Annotated in this window: 20 protein-coding genes, 1 other RNA gene and 3 pseudogenes; 12 read left to right on the forward strand and 12 right to left on the reverse strand. The window is 57.6% G+C overall.

Annotation, left to right across the window (positions count from 1 at the left end; all coding sequences use genetic code 11):
- Positions 1-30: 30 nt before the first annotated feature.
- On the reverse strand, positions 31-615 hold the full coding sequence (gene grpE / locus ACSBQQ_RS19265; protein WP_025159545.1) for a nucleotide exchange factor GrpE: 585 nt from the start codon (positions 613-615) through the stop codon (positions 31-33).
- Between the two features lie 125 nt (positions 616-740).
- Here grpE and nadK point away from each other — a divergent pair, with 125 nt between their 5' ends.
- The 3 genes from nadK (at position 741) to bamE (ending at position 3,946) form a co-directional block, all read left to right on the forward strand.
- On the forward strand, positions 741-1,619 hold the full coding sequence (gene nadK, locus ACSBQQ_RS19270; RefSeq protein WP_019452304.1) for an NAD(+) kinase: 879 nt from the start codon (positions 741-743) through the stop codon (positions 1,617-1,619).
- 86 nt (positions 1,620-1,705) lie between these two features.
- On the forward strand, positions 1,706-3,367 hold the full coding sequence (gene recN, locus ACSBQQ_RS19275; RefSeq protein ID WP_039568593.1) for a DNA repair protein RecN: 1,662 nt from the start codon (positions 1,706-1,708) through the stop codon (positions 3,365-3,367).
- Between the two features lie 240 nt (positions 3,368-3,607).
- On the forward strand, positions 3,608-3,946 hold the full coding sequence (gene bamE / locus ACSBQQ_RS19280) for an outer membrane protein assembly factor BamE (protein ID WP_004929101.1): 339 nt from the start codon (positions 3,608-3,610) through the stop codon (positions 3,944-3,946).
- A gap of 118 nt (positions 3,947-4,064) precedes the next feature.
- On the opposite strand, the gene ACSBQQ_RS19285 is transcribed toward bamE, so the two are convergent.
- Together ACSBQQ_RS19285 and ACSBQQ_RS19290 are read right to left on the reverse strand one after the other, a co-directional pair.
- Complete coding sequence (locus ACSBQQ_RS19285) at positions 4,065-4,349, reverse strand: RnfH family protein (protein ID WP_039568596.1); 285 nt, start codon at positions 4,347-4,349, stop codon at positions 4,065-4,067.
- Positions 4,342-4,776 carry a type II toxin-antitoxin system RatA family toxin gene (locus tag ACSBQQ_RS19290; protein WP_004929096.1) on the reverse strand — a complete coding sequence of 145 codons (435 nt, stop codon included), beginning with the start codon at positions 4,774-4,776 and terminating at the stop codon, positions 4,342-4,344. The genes ACSBQQ_RS19285 and ACSBQQ_RS19290 overlap by 8 nt, the downstream gene beginning before the upstream one ends.
- Before the next feature lie 161 nt (positions 4,777-4,937).
- Here ACSBQQ_RS19290 and smpB point away from each other — a divergent pair, with 161 nt between their 5' ends.
- From smpB to ACSBQQ_RS19305, 3 genes are all read left to right on the forward strand, one after another.
- On the forward strand, positions 4,938-5,420 hold the full coding sequence (gene smpB, locus ACSBQQ_RS19295; protein ID WP_033654311.1) for an SsrA-binding protein SmpB: 483 nt from the start codon (positions 4,938-4,940) through the stop codon (positions 5,418-5,420).
- Between the two features lie 49 nt (positions 5,421-5,469).
- Positions 5,470-5,833, forward strand: a transfer-messenger RNA (tmRNA) gene (gene ssrA, locus ACSBQQ_RS19300).
- 588 nt (positions 5,834-6,421) lie between these two features.
- Positions 6,422-7,138 carry a colicin Z family toxin gene (locus ACSBQQ_RS19305; protein ID WP_071883843.1) on the forward strand — a complete coding sequence of 239 codons (717 nt, stop codon included), beginning with the start codon at positions 6,422-6,424 and terminating at the stop codon, positions 7,136-7,138.
- Between the two features lie 55 nt (positions 7,139-7,193).
- Here the strand turns inward: ACSBQQ_RS19305 and ACSBQQ_RS19310 are convergent, their stop codons facing one another.
- The gene (locus ACSBQQ_RS19310) at positions 7,194-7,577 is read right to left on the reverse strand and encodes a hypothetical protein (RefSeq protein WP_126171188.1); all 384 of its coding nucleotides are present in this window, start codon (positions 7,575-7,577) and stop codon (positions 7,194-7,196) included.
- A gap of 380 nt (positions 7,578-7,957) precedes the next feature.
- Between ACSBQQ_RS19310 and ACSBQQ_RS19315 the strand changes: the two are divergent.
- A pseudogene (locus ACSBQQ_RS19315) lies at positions 7,958-8,565 on the forward strand (DNA primase); the annotation flags it as partial.
- 62 nt (positions 8,566-8,627) lie between these two features.
- Here ACSBQQ_RS19315 and ACSBQQ_RS19320 read toward each other — a convergent pair.
- The 3 genes from ACSBQQ_RS19320 to ACSBQQ_RS19330 all read right to left on the reverse strand — a co-directional run bounded on the left by ACSBQQ_RS19320 (position 8,628) and on the right by ACSBQQ_RS19330 (position 11,344).
- Entirely contained in the window at positions 8,628-10,289 is a 1,662-nt protein-coding gene (locus tag ACSBQQ_RS19320; protein WP_033649795.1) for a DUF2534 family protein, read from the reverse strand.
- A gap of 71 nt (positions 10,290-10,360) precedes the next feature.
- Positions 10,361-10,777: a DUF2946 domain-containing protein gene (locus ACSBQQ_RS19325; protein ID WP_196239252.1), complete on the reverse strand. Its 417-nt coding sequence runs from the start codon at positions 10,775-10,777 to the stop codon at positions 10,361-10,363.
- Positions 10,778-10,891: 114 nt separating this feature from the next.
- Positions 10,892-11,344: a GNAT family N-acetyltransferase gene (locus tag ACSBQQ_RS19330; RefSeq protein WP_033649793.1), complete on the reverse strand. Its 453-nt coding sequence runs from the start codon at positions 11,342-11,344 to the stop codon at positions 10,892-10,894.
- 86 nt (positions 11,345-11,430) lie between these two features.
- On the opposite strand from ACSBQQ_RS19330, the gene ACSBQQ_RS19335 reads away from it, so the two are divergent.
- On the forward strand, positions 11,431-12,165 hold the full coding sequence (locus ACSBQQ_RS19335) for a class I SAM-dependent methyltransferase (protein ID WP_060428999.1): 735 nt from the start codon (positions 11,431-11,433) through the stop codon (positions 12,163-12,165).
- A gap of 62 nt (positions 12,166-12,227) precedes the next feature.
- On the opposite strand, the gene ACSBQQ_RS19340 is transcribed toward ACSBQQ_RS19335, so the two are convergent.
- Positions 12,228-12,725, reverse strand: a complete 498-nt coding sequence (locus tag ACSBQQ_RS19340; RefSeq protein WP_060429001.1) for a GNAT family N-acetyltransferase — start codon at positions 12,723-12,725, stop codon at positions 12,228-12,230.
- 85 nt (positions 12,726-12,810) lie between these two features.
- Between ACSBQQ_RS19340 and ACSBQQ_RS19345 the strand changes: the two genes are divergently transcribed.
- Positions 12,811-13,737: a LysR substrate-binding domain-containing protein gene (locus ACSBQQ_RS19345; RefSeq protein ID WP_060429003.1), complete on the forward strand. Its 927-nt coding sequence runs from the start codon at positions 12,811-12,813 to the stop codon at positions 13,735-13,737.
- Here the strand turns inward: ACSBQQ_RS19345 and ACSBQQ_RS19350 are convergent.
- Positions 13,732-14,247 carry a DUF1543 domain-containing protein gene (locus ACSBQQ_RS19350; RefSeq protein ID WP_033649790.1) on the reverse strand — a complete coding sequence of 172 codons (516 nt, stop codon included), beginning with the start codon at positions 14,245-14,247 and terminating at the stop codon, positions 13,732-13,734. The genes ACSBQQ_RS19345 and ACSBQQ_RS19350 overlap by 6 nt on opposite strands.
- Before the next feature lie 120 nt (positions 14,248-14,367).
- Between ACSBQQ_RS19350 and ACSBQQ_RS19355 the strand changes: the two genes are divergently transcribed.
- Positions 14,368-14,550, forward strand: coding sequence for a YodC family protein (locus ACSBQQ_RS19355; RefSeq protein WP_025303973.1), 183 nt, complete (start codon positions 14,368-14,370; stop codon positions 14,548-14,550).
- Positions 14,551-14,582: 32 nt separating this feature from the next.
- On the opposite strand, the gene ACSBQQ_RS19360 is transcribed toward ACSBQQ_RS19355, so the two are convergent.
- Positions 14,583-14,861 (reverse strand): GNAT family N-acetyltransferase, encoded by a 279-nt coding sequence (locus ACSBQQ_RS19360; protein ID WP_025303974.1) that lies wholly within the window; start codon positions 14,859-14,861, stop codon positions 14,583-14,585.
- Between the two features lies 1 nt (position 14,862).
- Positions 14,863-15,092: pseudogene (locus ACSBQQ_RS19365) on the reverse strand ((4Fe-4S)-binding protein).
- Positions 15,093-15,284: 192 nt separating this feature from the next.
- Here ACSBQQ_RS19365 and ACSBQQ_RS19370 point away from each other — a divergent pair.
- On the forward strand, positions 15,285-15,698 hold the full coding sequence (locus ACSBQQ_RS19370) for a DoxX family protein (RefSeq protein ID WP_033635670.1): 414 nt from the start codon (positions 15,285-15,287) through the stop codon (positions 15,696-15,698).
- Between the two features lie 50 nt (positions 15,699-15,748).
- Here the strand turns inward: ACSBQQ_RS19370 and smrA are convergent.
- Positions 15,749-16,320 (reverse strand): annotated as a pseudogene (gene smrA / locus ACSBQQ_RS19375) (DNA endonuclease SmrA).
- Positions 16,321-16,504: 184 nt separating this feature from the next.
- Here smrA and ACSBQQ_RS19380 point away from each other — a divergent pair.
- The gene (locus ACSBQQ_RS19380; protein WP_033635672.1) at positions 16,505-16,840 is read left to right on the forward strand and encodes an MbeD/MobD family mobilization/exclusion protein; all 336 of its coding nucleotides are present in this window, start codon (positions 16,505-16,507) and stop codon (positions 16,838-16,840) included.
- The last annotated feature ends 42 nt before the right edge of the window (positions 16,841-16,882 follow it).

Consider the following 16,882-nt stretch of genomic DNA (forward strand, 5'->3'; position numbering starts at 1 on the left):
GTGCCTTTCTTTATGCCGTTGCCGGGGCGATTACGCCTTGGCTTTGGAGACCGCAACCATCGCAGGGCGCAGCAGGCGGCCGTTCAGCGTATAGCCTTTCTGCATCACCATCATCACGTGGTTCGGCTGATGATCGGCGGATTCCATCATGCTCATCGCCTGATGCACTTCCGGGTTGAACGGCACGTTGACGTCGCCGACGATCTCGATGCCGTATTTGCGCACCACGTCCAGCAGCGATTTCAGCGTCAGCTCGATGCCTTCGATCATCGCGGCCAGTTCCGGATTGTTTTTATCCGCCAGATCCAGCGCGCGCTCCAGGTTGTCGATCACCGGCAGCAGATCGCCGGAGAATTTCTCCAGGGCGAACTTGTGCGCTTTCTCGACGTCCAGTTCGGCGCGGCGGCGGATGTTCTCCGCTTCGGCTTTGGCGCGCAGCAGGCTGTCGCGCTCGTGCTGCTGAGCTTCCGCCAGTTGGGCTTCCAGTTCGGCGATACGCGCATCGCGCAGATCGACGCCTTCCGCCGCTTCCGGCAGCGTATCCTCGTGGTGAGCGTGTTGTTCCATTTCTTCCGAGACTTGCTCGTTTGGCGTCTTCTGTTCTTTACTACTCATGAATATCTCCGCGTTTTAGCATTAATCTCGCAACTTGGCTTATTATGGGGATCAAAACCGGGGTTTCAAGTCAACCGGTCACAATGTGGGGCATAAACGGCTCCCGGTGAGGAAAATCACAACAAATGAATAAAAAATTCGCCTGTATTGGCATTGTTGGCCACCCGCGTCACCCTTCAGCGCTGGCAACCCACGAGATGCTGTTCCACTGGCTGGTCGCCCGCGGCTATTCGGTGATGGTCGAACGCCAGATCGCCCATGATTTAGGGCTGAAAGACGCCGTGACCGGCAGCCTGGCGGATATCGGCCAGCGCGCCGACCTGGCGGTGGTGGTCGGCGGCGACGGCAACATGCTCGGCGCCGCGCGCGTGCTGGCGCGCTACGACATCAAGGTGATCGGGGTCAACCGCGGCAACCTCGGCTTCCTCACCGATCTCGATCCCGACAACGCCCTGCAGCAGCTGGCGGACGTGCTGGAAGGCGAGTACATCGACGAACAGCGTTTCCTGCTGGAAACCATCGTGCATAAAGAGCACCAGCAGTGCCGCATCAGCACCGCCATCAACGAAGTGGTGCTACACCCCGGCAAAGTGGCGCACATGATCGAATTCGAGGTGTACATCGACGATCGCTTCGCCTTCTCGCAGCGTTCCGACGGCCTGATCATCGCCACGCCGACCGGCTCCACCGCCTACTCGCTCTCCGCCGGCGGGCCGATCCTCACCCCGTCGCTGGAAGCGATCGCGCTGGTGCCGATGTTCCCGCATACCCTCTCCGCCCGGCCGCTGGTGATCAACGGCGACAGCACCATCCGCCTGAAGTTTTCGCAGATCGGCAGCGATCTGGAGATCAGCTGCGACAGCCAGATCGCGCTACCGATCCAGGAAGGCGAAGAAGTGCTGATCCGCCGCAGCGATTTCCACCTGAACCTGATTCACCCAAAGGACTACAGCTATTTCAACACGTTAAGCACCAAACTGGGCTGGTCGAAAAAATTGTTCTAAAATCTGCGCCGGCCACTTTACTGTATATAAAACCAGTTTATACTGTATGAAACTACAGTTATGTGTTTATACACAGGAAGGTTCCCATGCTGGCGCAATTAACCATCAGCAACTTTGCTATCGTTCGTGAGTTGGAAATCGATTTTCAACCGGGTATGACGGCGATCACCGGTGAAACCGGCGCCGGCAAATCCATCGCCATCGATGCGCTGGGGCTGTGCCTCGGCAACCGCGCCGACGGCAACGTGGTGCGCCTGGGAGCCGCCCGCGCCGACATCTGCGCCCGCTTCTCGCTGGCGGACACCCCGTCCGCGCGCGAATGGCTGGAACAGAACCAGCTGGACGACAGCAACGAATGCCTGCTGCGCCGGGTGATCAACGCCGACGGCCGTTCGCGCGGCTTTATCAACGGCACCGCCGTGCCGCTGTCGCAGCTGCGCGAGCTGGGGCAACGCCTGATCCAAATCCACGGTCAACACGCCCATCAGCTGCTGCTCAAGCCGGAGCACCAAAAAGCGCTGCTCGACGCCTACGCCGACGAACCCGCCCTGCTGGCGGCGATGAGCCAGGCCTACCAACGCTGGCACCAGAGCTGCCGCGAGCTGGCGCACCATCAGCAGCAGTCCATCGAGCGCGAAGCGCGCAAGCAGCTGCTGCAATACCAATTGAAAGAGCTGAACGAATTCGCGCCGCAGGCCGGCGAGTTCGAACAGACCGACGCCGAGTACAAGCGCCTGGCCAACAGCGGCCAGCTGCTGACCCTCAGCCAGCAGACGCTGCAGCTGCTGGCCGACAGCGACGAGAACAACATGCTCAGCCAGCTATACAGCGCCAAGCACCTGCTGCTCGAGCTGGCCGGGCTGGACGACAAGCTCAGCGGCCTGCTGGACATGCTGGAAGAGGCTTCTATCCAGATCAGCGAAGCCAGCGACGAACTGCGCCACTACGCCGATCGCATGGATCTCGATCCCAACCGCCTGCACGAGCTGGAACAGCGCCTGTCACGCCAAATCAGCCTGGCGCGCAAACACCAGGTCGCGCCGGAAGAGCTGCCGCAGCTGCATCAGCAGTTGCTGGATGAACAGCAGCTGCTTTCACAGCAGGAAAGCGACCATGAGCACCTGAACGAGGCGGTCACCCTGCATCACCAGCAGGCGCTGGCGCTGGCGGAGCAGCTGCATCAGAAACGCCTGCATTACGCCGCCGAGCTGACCACGCTCATTACCGACAGCATGCATGCGCTCTCCATGCCGCACGGCAAGTTCAACATCGATGTGCGTTTCGAGCCGCAGCATCTGAGCGCCGAAGGGGCCAGCCGCACCGAGTTCTGCGTCTCCACCAACCCGGGGCAACCGCTGCAGCCGCTGGCGAAGGTCGCCTCCGGCGGTGAGCTGTCGCGCATCGCGCTGGCCATTCAGGTGATCACCGCCCGCAAGATGGAAACCCCGGCGCTGATCTTCGATGAGGTGGACGTGGGTATCAGCGGCCCGACCGCCGCCATCGTCGGCCGCCTGCTGCGCCAGCTCGGCGAATCCACCCAGGTGATGTGCGTGACCCACCTGCCGCAGGTGGCCGGATGCGGGCATCAACACCTGTTCGTCAGCAAGCAGACCGACGGCACGGTCACCGAAACCCAGATGGCGCCGCTGGATAAACGCGCCCGGCTGCAGGAGCTGGCGCGCCTGCTTGGCGGCAGTGAAGTCACCCGCAATACGTTGGCGAACGCCAAAGAACTGCTGGCGGCATAAAAAAGCTCAACTTTTTCACTTTCCTGCGGTCTGACAGTGACGCTGTTGACCCGAAAGATATCTAAAGTGCGGCGCGGCGGCGATCCTAAGCCTCCTCAACGGCCTGAAACAGGCCAAGCGCTTGAGGTGCTGAAAGAAAGCCAACGCGTCGCAACTTGAAAGATGAAGGGTATAAAGGTTTCCAACTGCCGCAAGGTCTATTATCATCGGCATCCTATGCCCTAAAGGAATGTGATTACTATGCGCTGTAAAACGCTGACTGCCGCCGCTGTAGTTCTTGTGATGCTGACTGCAGGCTGTTCTACTTTTGAAAAGGTGGTTTATCGTCCTGACATCAACCAGGGGAACTACCTGACGTCGACCGACGTGGCGAAAATTCAGAAAGGGATGACCCAGCAACAGGTCGCTTACACATTGGGCACCCCAATGCTGCAAGACCCGTTCGGGACTCAGACGTGGTTCTATGTGTTCCGCCAGCAGCCTGGCCATGAAGACATCACCCAGCAGACGCTGACGCTGACCTTCGACAGCGCAGGCGTGTTGACCGACATCCAGAACAAACCGGCGCTGACCAAGTAATCGGCGCCGCCCGCTCTTCCGGCCCATGAGGGGGCATGCTGTTCCTCATGACAGTCGCAGGCTGCAACGCGGAAGAGAAAATCAGTTTCAGATAAAAAAATAAGGCGCTTATAGCGCCTTATTTTTTTGCCTTTTCTGCCCGTTGCCGGCGCAGCTCTTTCGGATCGGCGAGCAAGGGCCGGTAGATCTCCACCCGGTCGCCGTCGTTCAGCGTATCGCCCAGCTTGGCCGGGCGGCTGTAGATGCCGATTTTGTTGCTCTTGAGATCGATATCCTGGCGCAGCTCCAGCAGGCCCGAAGCCTGGATCGCCTGCTCGACGCTGCTGCCCTCGGCCAGTTTCACCTTGCGCAGGTACTGGCGCTCCGGCAAGGCGTACACCACCTCGACCTGGATGTCAGACACTGTAGACCTCTTTCGCCCGCTGGGTGAATGCCTGCACCATGCTGCCCGCCAGCTCTTTGAACACCTTGCCGAACGCCAGCTCAATCAGTTTGTTGGTGAACTCGAAGTCCAGGTGCAGCTCCACCTTGCAGGCCTCTTCGCTCAGCGGCGTGAACTGCCAACCGCCCATCAGCTTGCGGAACGGGCCATCGACCAGCTGCATATTGATGCTCTGGTTATCCAGCAGCGTATTGCGCGTGGTGAAGGTCTTGCTGATACCGGCCTTGGCGACGTCCACCGCGGCGGTCATTTCGTTGGAGGTAGCGTTAAGCACCCGGCTGCCGGTGCAACCTGGCAGAAAATCGGGATAAGAGTGAACATCGTTAACCAACTGATACATCTGCTCGGCGCTGAACGGCACTAATGCAGACCGACTGATCTGGGGCATATCATTTCCTGTGAGACATAAAACGTACAGATAATACCATTTATCTGGCGGCAAACAAAAAATCTGCTAAGGGATGAGGGCGCCAAAAATGCGAAAAATTGCGCAGGTGCTGAACGGGAAAGGATTTCTTTCGCTGAAGCATCCAGTATAATGAACGCACTATGACAAAGAAAAAAGCACACAAACCCGGTTCCGCCACCATTGCTCAAAACAAGCGCGCGCGTTTCGAATACTTCATTGAAGAAGAGTTCGAGGCGGGCCTGTCGCTGCAAGGGTGGGAAGTTAAATCGCTGCGTGCAGGCAAAGCCAACCTCAGCGACAGCTACGTGACGTTCCGTGACGGTGAAGCCTATCTGTTTGGCGCCACCATCACTCCGCTCAACGTGGCTTCGTCGCATGTGGTGTGCGATCCGACGCGTACCCGTAAACTGCTGCTGAAACGACGCGAGCTGGATACCCTGCTCGGCCGCGTCAACCGCGATGGTTACACCGTGGTGGCCTTATCCCTGTATTGGAAAAATGCCTGGAGCAAGATCAAGATCGGCGTAGCCAAAGGCAAGAAAGAGCACGACAAACGCGATGACATCAAAGATCGCGAATGGCAGACGGCGAAAGCCCGTATCATGAAGCACGCCAATCGTTAAGCCGCTGGCTTATCGCAGTAAACTTCTGGTATACTGCACAAAGTTACTTGGGGCTGATTCTGGATTCGACGGGATTTGCGAAGCCCTAGGAGCATGCCGAGGGGCGGTTGGCCTCGTAAAAAGCCGCAAAAAAATAGTCGCAAACGACGAAAACTACGCTTTAGCAGCTTAATACCCTGCTTAGAGCCCTCTCTCCCTAGCCTCCGCTCTTAGGACGGGGATCAAGAGAGGTCAAACCCAAAAGAGATCGCGTGGATGTCCTGCCTGGGGCTGAAGCGTTAAACTCAATCAGGCTAGTCTGTCAGTAGCGTGTCCATCCGCAGCTGGCCGGCGAATGTAAAGATTGGACTAAGCATGTAGTGCCGACGGTGTAGTAATTTCGGACGCGGGTTCAACTCCCGCCAGCTCCACCAAATACGTCGCCAGTGAACCAGATAGACCCGGCGATAATAGCGAAAAAGCCCGCAACTTCGGTTGCGGGATTTTTTGTTTTTGCAAAAATCAATAATACCAAGCTAAATTGACCTGCCCCATTGATTAATACACCATGATGTTAGTCATGTCTTCATGAGCCACATGAGGACATCCCCATGAAGAAGCGTTTTTCCGACGAACAAATCATCAGTATTCTCCGCGAGGCCGAGCAGCACTGTCTTCATCCCATCGTACTCCTATGTTTTGTCATCATTTCTGATTACTTAGTGAACACGCCCCTTGAACTGTAACATCGATTTTTGTGTTCATGGTGAAGTTGGCGGTTATTTGGAGGCCTAACACGCTCGTTGGCGGCCCGCTAACACCACGCGACTGACGATTCTGATCTGTTGACGTTCTCTTGCAGCTCAGCTGCCGCCTCCATGCGCTGACATGCATACAGTGGCGATGTTGTGGGAGCAATGGCACAACACGGGTCAATCGCTGTAACGGTATCGACAGAGTAAAGTACTGGTTGTACATACAGATTTCTGCACAAGCTATTTAATCGCAAAAAGGAAAGCGCTATGAGTGGAACCCCACATAACAACAAAGTAACCTATGATGGCTTCAACTGTAACGGAGGTAAGCCGCCCGAAGCCAATACCAGTTGGAGTCATGTAACCAATGCATGGGAATGGAACGACCTCAAATTAAACCCCGGCTCGATATCTGACTGGTTTCCTGAAGAAGTGAAAGAAGCACTGGAAAATAATATCTGCATCATTTGTGGGGAAAAGAATTGTCCCTATATCAAAAATAGCAGAGACTACCAAAATCTCATTAACTCCCTGAAAAGTGGGAACGTGGAAGAAGCTAAAAAAGTCTATAGAACAAAGTTTGCACCACTTCGGAGAATAAACAAAGCTGAAGTGATGAAAGGACTGCAAAAAGCCCGCGACGCAAGAAATAACGGCGTTTGTACCGTGCCTTACATCGGTCCAATTCAACACAAACGCGTCATTGCTGCGCCTGGTGTGTGGAGTGAGTGGATTGAGTTATTAAACTCCTTTGCTAACGAAAATTCCCCTAACGTCTATACCGTCAATTTTAATCCTTCATCGAATATGGAGTCATCTTTTGATGTGGAGATAAAATACCCGGAACATAGTGGAATGAAAACCATTAACACAATGGGACCAGGATCATACACAATAAAAGCCACAGGAATCGGAAATACTTACATCAGGGTAAAGTCACATTCAAACCCTGTAACTGTCACCTTTGAATTTCCAGAGAAATAGCAGGTTAGTTGAACGAAGCCACCATATCTTGGTGGCTCAAGCACTTGAGATATATTTACAACTCATTATATGACGACAAAACATCATTAAGTGTTTTTTTATCTGGCATCATTTGCCTATATCCATTTTCAGTATTTAGGCTACTAGCCACATGGGATTTCATAACTAAATTTGAATTATAGTAGATGAATAAATCCCTGCCAATACTTTTAGAAATTAGCATATTGAGTTTATTTGCACACGCCGTGTCATTTTTCAATCTTATGGCTAAGGCATAATTATTTTCCGCACTTTTTTCAATCGGTGATATTTCCACAATACATTTTTTATCCAAAATAAATTGAAGATCTTCGCTTACATATACAAGTTTATTTTTTTTACTATCCGCACAACCTACTGATGTGATGCAAAGAGCAGTAATTAATATAAATTTAAGCATATTTTCAATCCACGTTTTAATGATACTATTTATTTAGATCATCATCGGTAACACTCAACCCATGTTTAGTCCAACTTTTGAGCACATTGGTTGCAGTTTCCGTTCTTTTCTCACTGGAAACGGTAGTATTTTAAGTTGACAGTACAGCTCTTGTTTGCATCCTACTTGTCCTTTTCAAAGTTATATGGCTTTATGATGGTAGCATTACAGGTGCAGCATTCCAATGCAAATGATAATCAATATCACTAAAGGGTTTTCAAGTTTTATTCATTGGATTTGAATTACGCATTCCTGTGAAATCACACCTTATTGCCTCATCGGGTCGCTAAATTCAACTTCATGAGCGCCAGCGAGCTAGCCCGAACACTACGTAACACCCTGCAGTAACGCCGGTAGGGGAAGATCTATTTCACTACATACGCGACCATTGTGGTAAGTACTACCACACAGGCAACTGAGCCGGGAGATTACCGCGCAGTTCCAGAAGGTGCCCGAACTGTTCTCCACTGCTGGTATCAACAGCATTTGGGACACCCTCAAGCTGATGATGCCACAGATGGACGATCCGCCCCGCCGGTTGATAGGCGTTCGTAACGGGGTATTCGATACCCTCAACGGGGCAGTTCGGCGCCCACCAGCAAGAACACTGGCTGCGCACCGTCAACAGCGCGAAATACACCCCGCCACGCATCGGGGAAAACCTGGCTGACCATGGGCCGCATTTCTGGCAGTGGCTGACGCAGGCTGCCGGGGCAATCACGACAAGCAGGAGCGTATTCTCGCGGCGTTGTTTATAATGCTGGCGAACTGTTATGACTGGCAACTGTTCCTTGAAGTCACCGGCCCCGATGGCAGCAGCAAAAGCGTGATGGCCAGCCTGCTGGCGGGGAAAGACAACATCACCTTGGCCACTATCGATACGCTGGAATCGTCACAGGAGAGGGATTCAGTGGTCGAGTTCTCGCTGATTATCCTGCCTGACCAAGATGATACGCGCTTGAGCCACATTCCCAAATATCCGGCATGCCCGAAGGCATGCCGGACGCCTTCTCACCGCCCCTCTTTCTCCCCCAGAAAGAAATACCACAGCGGAATGGAAAGCAGCAGGGTGAACACCAGCGTATACAGCAGCACCATCAGGCTCTGCATGATCACCATCTGGGCGCTCCAGGTGCCGATCGGCAGCTGGAATTGCTCGACGGTGCCGCCGAGGATCGCTCGGCCCATCACGCAGCCGACCGCCACAGCCACCGTCGCCACCGCCGCGCGGAACTTACGCACCTCGGCGCGTCTGGCGGCCGCTTCCGGCGTTTCGTCCCGGTGGCTTTGCCGTTGGCCGCGCCAGCGCCACACGTCCGCCAGCAGCAACGCCGCGAGGCTCATGCCCATCACCGGCAGGCAATAACCCAGCGCCGCTGCCACCAGCAGCGTGCCGGCGCGCGCCGGTAGGGAAAGCGCCAGCCAGGCGGCGACCAGCGTATGCACCGGATGCTGCGCCCCCGCCGCCGGGCGGCGGATCCACCACATGCGGTAACCCAGCGCGATCATCAAGCACAGCCCAAGGCCGAACGCCGCCAGCAGCAGCTGATTCGGCAAGCCGAACAGAATGCCCATGTGGGCGTCGATGCCCCAGCGGGTCAGCTTGGCGATCAGCGGGAAAGTGTCGAACCGCAGCTGGTCGACGACGGCGAAGCTTTGCGGCGCGATGGCAACCGCGTCCACCTGCGTCGGCCAGCTGCGATCCACTTCGGTCACCGTCCAGGCTTTGCCCTCGCCTTTCGGCTGGCGCAGCTCGACCTTGGCGGCGTCTATTCCAGCGGCGCGCGCGGCGTACAGCGCCCGATCCCAGTCGCCGTTCAGCGCATTGCTCTGCGCGGCTGGGGCCATCTTCATGCCCGCCATCATCCCGCGGTGCTCGGCGTGCGGATCGGCCGGCGTCTGCGGCGTATCGGCCTGCAGGCTGGTGTTGACCTGCGGCGTCAGCCAGCCCAGGTTGGCCCGCAGCGCGTCGATGTTGCCGCCGGCCCACTGCGACCAGGTCAGCCCGGTAGCCGAGAAGAACAGCAGCCCGGCCAGCAGCGCCACACCCAGCGTGATATGCCAATGGCGGCTGGCGGCGAAGCCCCCTTTCGCCTTTTTCAGCTTGCGCTTCGGCCGCGTCGCCAGCCACAGCGCCACGCCGCCCAGCGCAGCCACCCACAGCCAGGAGGCCGCCAGCTCGCTGTAGTTGCGCCCCAGATCGCCGAGCAGCAGGCTGCTGTGCAACTTATCCAGCCAGGTGCGCAGCGGCAGCACGCCGGAGGTGCCGTACACCGTCATATCGCCCTTGATCGCCAGAGTGTAAGGGTCGACAAACAGCGCGCGCGACTCGGAAGCGCCCAGATCGGCACTCGCGAACTGTACGCGCGTGGTGTCCATTGCGCCGGGTGCCGGGCGCACGGCGTAAATGCGCGTCTCGTCACCCGCCGCACGGCGGGCGGCGGCGATCTGGTCAGCCAGCGATCTCGCCTGTCCGTGCGGTTCGGTGAAAAGCGCATCGCGATACAGCGCCTCTTCAAGCTGCGGCGTCAACACATACAGCGTGCCGGTCAGTGCAGCGACCAGAATAAAAGGAGCGACCAGCAGGCCGATATAAAAATGCAGCCGTCTGATCAGGTTCAGCATCGCGCCACGCGGCGATGCGGCAGGTGGAGTTTTGGTTATGGAAGACATGGCCTTTCTCGTTTTTCAAACTGTGCGCGCAGGCAAACCGTCCGCAGCGATACGGACGGCGTTACCCATGATCAAGCAATAGGGAAAAACGGTTGGCCGGGCGGCCCGCGCGGGCTCGGCCGCAGAACAAGGCGCCGAAGGGGCGGAGAAACGATGCGCGGCGCGCTAGGCAGGCGCGCGATGCGCGCCATCAGCCACAGCAGCGGGACGAATGTCCACAGCAGCAGCGGCACGTGGATCAGCAGCTCGCAATAACCGCAGAAAATCATTTCCGCAGGATCCATGCCGTGGTGGCCGGCATGCTCGGCGGCGGGCATCGTCATCGCGTGCATGTTGTGCGGCATAGCGGCGTCCGTCTGCGCCATGCCGCCCATCATCTGGTGGTGCATCAGCGATTTCGACACCACCGGCGCCACAAACAGCAACAGCACCGCCATAATGGCGATGCAGGCGGTAAAGCGTTGCTGTAGCTGGCGTGACACTCTCATCGCGGCGGCGAATTAACCCGGTCGGTGGCGAACAAGCGGCCAGTGTAACCCGCGATGCGCGATGAGGTGAACGAAAAGAAAAGTCAGGTTTGTCTTACGCACACCCGGCGGCGATCACAACGCCCGCGAATAGACCCGCGAGGCTTCGCCCCAGGGGTGATACCCGAGCCCGTTGTAAACGAAGCCGCTGCGCTCGTAATACCCCTCCAGATCGGTGCACAGGTGCAGCTGCGGGAAGCCCAGTCGGCGGGTTTCCGCCGCCACATGCTCAATCAGTTTGGCGCCGTGGCCCCGGCCGCGCTGCGCTTCCTCTACATAGAGCGCACACAGCCAGGGATACAACTCCCCACGGCTGATAAAGTCGTTGGTGATAAGCCCCGCGCAGCCGAGGATTTGGTCATTTTCCATCAGCAGGTACCACTGCGGCAGCGGGTTGGCGGCGCCGAGGCTGCGGTTGATGGCGTCTTCATACATCATCAGCGTCTCTGCCGTGGCCCAGTGCCGCTGAAAATACGCAATGGCGCGCGGCGCCAGCTCGGGCGCTTGCCGCACCGAAATCATGTCCATCGTCATTCCTGTTATCCATGTTGTCAGCGTAGAATTATGCAGCACTATGCACGGTATGACAGCGGCATTCATCCCAAGGAGTCATCATGACGCAAAACATCTATGACAATCAGGCCTTTTTCGACGGCTATGCGCAGCTCAGCCGCTCGCAGCACGGCCTGGACGGCGCGCCGGAATGGCCCGCCATCCGCCGCATCCTGCCGGATTTGCAGGGCAAAAGCGTGGTCGATCTCGGCTGCGGCTACGGCTGGTTTTGCCGCAGCGCGCGCGAACAGGGCGCAGCCAGCGTGCTGGGGCTGGACGTCTCGGAAAAAATGCTGGCAAAAGCGCGGGAGATGACCGCCGACGCGGGCATCGCGTATCGTCGGCAGGATTTGGCGCAGCTGCAGCTGCCGCCGGAAAGTTACGATCTGGTCTACAGCTCGCTGACGCTGCACTACCTCGAGGATCTGGCCGCGCTGTTCGCCACGGTTTACGCCGCGCTGAAACCCGGCGGGCAGTTCATCTTCACCGCCGAGCACCCGATCTACACCGCCCCGGCGCAGCAGGGCTGGCTGACCGACGGCAACGGACAGAAGTCCTGGCCGGTGAACGGCTACCAGCGAGAAGGCCAGCGCGTTTCCAACTGGCTGGCGGAAGGTGTCATCAAGCAGCACCGCACGCTCGGCGGCTATATCAACCCGCTGGCGCAGCAAGGATTTATCATCCAGCATTTGAACGAATGGGGCCCCAGCACGCAACAAATTGCCGCTAATCCGGCGCTGGACGAAGAGCAGGAGCGCCCGATGATCTTCATTCTCGCCGCCCGCAAACCCGCCTGATTGATCCGCAGTAAACCGTTCACATCACCACAGTTGGGGAGGCCGCCTCCCCCCAACGGCTATCATGCCGGCAGCGCCGCCCCGTGCGCCGCGAAGTACATCAGCGCCTCGCCTTCCATACGATAGCGCACCCACTCGCCCTGCGGCTGCGCGCCGATGCTGAGGTAGAAATCGATGGCCGGTTGGTTCCAGTCCAGCACGCTCCACTCCAGGCGGCCGCACTGCCGTTCGCACGCCAGCTGGGCGATGTGCCGCAGCAGCTTTTTACCGGCGCCCGCGCCGCGATGCTTCGGCGCCACGTACAGGTCTTCCAGATAGATGCCGTTTTTACCCAGCCAGGTGGAGTAACTCATAAAGAACACCGCATAACCCGCCGGCTCGCCGTTTACCGTACAAATCAGCGCTTCGGAACAGGCGCCCGGCCCAAACAGGCTGCGTTCGATATCTTCCACGCTGGCCAGCACCTGCTCGCGCGCCTTTTCGTACACCGCCAGCTCGATAATCATATCCAGAATCAGTTTGGCGTCGCTTTTTTGCGCCGGGTAAATCTCAATGGTCATGGCAAATCCTGAGTGTGTTGATGGCTGTGCTTGCCAGCATATCGCGCCTCAAATACTGTATGAACTGCATTTTCATCAACAGGTAATGAATATCATGCATCTGGATTTGAAACGCCTCGATCTCAATCTGCTGCTGGTGTTCGAAGCGGTGTATCGGCTGCGGTCTGTAACGCGCGCCGCGGCGGAGCTGGCTCTCAGCGCGTCGGCGCTGAGCCACGCGCTGATCCGGCTGCGCAAGGCGCTGGCGGACGAGCTGTTTTACCGGGTCGGCAACGACATGCACCCGACCGTGTATGCCGACAGCCTGGCCCCGACCGTCAGCGAAAGTCTGGCGCTGCTGGCCAAAGGGCTGCATCCGCGCCCGCGCTTCGTTCCCGCCGAAAGCCGGGAGAGCTTCACCTTCGCCATTACCGATTACACCGCCTTCGCGGTATTTCCCGCGCTGATGGCGCAGATGCAGCGCCTGGCGCCGGGGCTGTCGTTCCAGCTGCGCTATTCCGAGCGCAAAGTGGCGCTGAACGATCTGCTGGCGGGGCGCATCGACTTCGCGCTGGGCTTTACCGAAACCGACGGCGAAAGCTACCCGGAGATCGACGAGGTGAGCTGGCTGGAGGATGAGTATGTGGCGATTTGTTCACCCGCCTTCAGCGTAAAATGCGGCGAACTGACGCTGGAAAACTACCTGCGGGCGCGCCATCTGGTGGTGACGCCGTGGAACGAACAGCGCGGCGTCATTGACTATCAGCTCGATAAGCTGGGGCTGCAGCGCGATATCGCCATCCGCACGCCTTCGCTGCTGGGAGCGCCGTTCATCGTCGCCGACAGCGAACTGGTGATGAGCATGCCGCGCTACGCCGCGCAAAAATTGCGGCAGGCGGCGGCGCTGGCTATCCATCCCCTGCCGTTTCCGGTGCCGCCGTATCAGATCAAAATCTACCTGCACCGCAAAAACGGCCGGCCGGAGGCCTGCCGCTGGTTGCGGCAACAGCTGCAGGCGCTGGCGGCGCTATAACGCGGGTTCGCCGATCGGCAGATACCCCTGCCACAGCGGCCGGGCCGGTTTGCCGTGCGGGTTGGCCCGCAGATGCACGTGGTAGCCCTGCAGCGCCTGCAGCAGCAGGCAGTCGTCCACCTCGGCCAGGTCATCCTTGTGCTGCTGCGCGCTGTCCGTCAGCAGCACCCGTTTGGCTTTGTCCTTCGCCTCGTCGGCAGAGCGCGCCACAAACAGGCCGAACTGGTGCAATTCCGCCAGCTCATCGCTGCGGTAGCCGCCCACGTTGACGAAAAACAGCTTCTCTTCACCGGCGAACGGCGCAGGCTCCAGGCTCACGTCGTAACCGTCCGCCCAGTCGATGCGCGCATAGCCGTCGACATGCACCTTGCGCTTATCGCCGAACCACTTTTCACGCAGCAGCGGATACGCCTCTTCCGGCCGATCCGCCGCCGCGAACTGCACGTCGTGCAGCTCAATATTGGCGCCCGGCGCCGTACCGCCCACATAAAACATCAATAATCCCGGCATGTTAGTCTGCTCTCCTTGGTGATAATCGCTATATAAAATAATGCATAGCGAAACATCTGCCAACGGCGGCGCCATTCTGTGTTATCAATAGGTGAGGTTTAATCTGTTGTGGAGGAACGCATGGCATTCAATATCGGTGATTTTGTTCAACGCACCACCGGCGGCCCAAAGATGACCGTGGTGGCGATCGACGGCGAAACCCTGGTTTGCAGCTGGAATGAACTGGGTAAAGAGCAGCGCACGGAGGTGCAGGCCAGCGACGTGGCGCTGTACCACGAAGACGGCGATTTCGGCGTCTGCTGAATAACCGGGGCGCGCCGCGCCCCGTTATCGCGTCAGGCGCGAATGTCCTGATAGGCCGGCGTGGTATCGAACTCGTGTTTGGCGAACGGGCACAGCGGAATGATTTTACGCTGCTCCGCGCGCATTTTCTCCACCACCAGCGCCACCAGCTTTTTACCGACGCCCTGCCCCTTCAATGACTCATCCACCCAGGTGTGATCGATAATGGTCAGCTTGTCGCCGCTCGGCACGAAAGAGATCTCGGCGATCAGCTTGCCTTGTTCGTCATTGATATAAAAACGCTTCTCGTCTGCCAGTATTTTATGATCCATATTATTTCTCCCTATATTTCAGTGCGCCGCTGGGGCAGGTGTCGATGACGCGTTTCACTTCGGCCGGCTCGGCATTGTCGGCATAATCCACGGGCGGCGGTTCAAGGTAAAAATAGCCGCGTTGCCACGCACGCAGTTGGCAGAATGGCGGCAAACTGCAGGGTTAAAATAAACGTCAATCTTATCACCGGAATAACGGCGGTAACCGGCGGCGGTCAATTCCTCGTCCATCTTGGCCTCACATTGCCTGTTTTATTGTTTTTGCTCCGGGTTCAAGTATAGGCAATGCCGCCGGCTTCACCACGCGTCTCGCACACCGAAAAAAGTGGCGCAACCGCCCGTCGCCGCTAGAAAAAAACGTAAATTGTTCTAATCTTTATTCAGTAAGACAACATAATTCCGACAGTGGCTAAGGAGTTCGAAATGGGTGATAGCTCAAAAGACGGCGTCATTCTGCTGTCCCGCATATTACTGATGATTCTGTTTATCATTTTCGGCTGGATGAAATTGGTCAACTTCGGTGCGACCGTCACGGCGATGGAAGGCTATGGCACACCGATGCCTTATTTGGCGGCGATCGTTGCCGTGCTGGTGGAGTTTATTTTCGGCATCGCGCTTATTCTCGGTCTGTTTACTCGCCCTATCGCGGTCATTTTCGCCCTGTATGTTTTGGGCACCGCGTTTATCGGCCATCCGTTCTGGAAAATGACCGGCATGGAAATGATGGGCAACGAAATCAACTTCTTTAAAAACATCAGCATCATTGGCGGCTTGCTGTTGCTGGCGGTGACCGGCGCCGGCCGTTATTCGCTGGACTATAAAATATTTAATAAATAATTCATCGATGGCCGGCGACTCTCGCCGGCCATTTTATTTCCGCTATCCTTTCAACGGCTGCGCTTGGCGTGGCGCTCAAAGTTTTCCGCCCTGGCCTGCGCCGATTTTCGCAGCGTGACGTAGCAGGCGCCCTCGCCGCCGTCGCGCGGTAAGGCGCGGCAAAACGCCTGCACCTGTTCAAACTGCGCCAGCCATTTGGCGACGTAACTGCGCACGATATTCGGATGGCTTTCGTTCTGCCGCCCGCGGCCGTGCACGATCAGCAGCGAACGCAGGTTTTGCGCCTCCGCCTGCAAGATGAAGCGAAACAGCGCCTGCCGGCTGGCTTCGACCGACTGACGCAACAGGTTCAGCGACGCCTGCGGCGGGTAAGCCCGTTGCGCAGCTTGTCCAGCACGCCCTGCTGAATGCCTTCCCCTTTGAACTCCAGCGGCTGTTCACAGGGGATCACCTCGAGGAAATCGGTGCTGAGGAAGTTTTCCTGCCGCAGCCGCTGCGCTTCGCGCCGCGCGCTTTTGTCCACCGTCTCCTGCGGCTTGAGGTACAGCGTCTGCCGCCCGCTCGCCAGCGGCACCACGTCCGCCATCGCCTGTTCAAAAAAGTCTTTTTCCTGCTCGCTCATCTTCCATCTCTCTTGAACGGCAGCCTTTACGGCCGGGAATGGGGTCGATTGTAAGACGCCTTGCCACGGTTGCAAGCCGGGAATTGTCAGCGGCATTTGTCTCATTTGTCGTCAACGGGTGAGCTTGCGAACAGTTTTCGCTATACTGCTAAGCCATCATTGAGTGCCGCAAAGGATCGAGCCCATGACAATGCGCGAGCTGGAAATCCAGTTTCAAAATGCGATGAATGAGTTGCAGAGCAGCTTCGAACGGCAACACCGCGAATGGCAGCAGAGCTACCAGGCGCTGCAGCAACTGCTGGAAGAGGCCAAACAGCGCGAAGCCGCGCTGCGGGCGCAGAATGAACAACTGGCGCGCAAACTGAGCACCGCCAGTTCGGTGCCGGAGCAGCATGCGCTGGTGAAGCAGATCAAAATGCTCGGCGCCCATCTAGATGCGCTGGCCAAAGACGCGGCCACCTTCAATCACCACCTGCGCCAACAGGGCGCGGTCGGTAATTTCAGCGGCGAACAGCATTGATAGCGGGCGCTTTCGCACAGCGCCTCCCGCCCCTCTTCTGGC

This window comes from Serratia sp. G204Y (assembly GCF_051172435.1).
Taxonomy (GTDB): Bacteria; Pseudomonadota; Gammaproteobacteria; order Enterobacterales; family Enterobacteriaceae; genus Serratia; species Serratia sarumanii.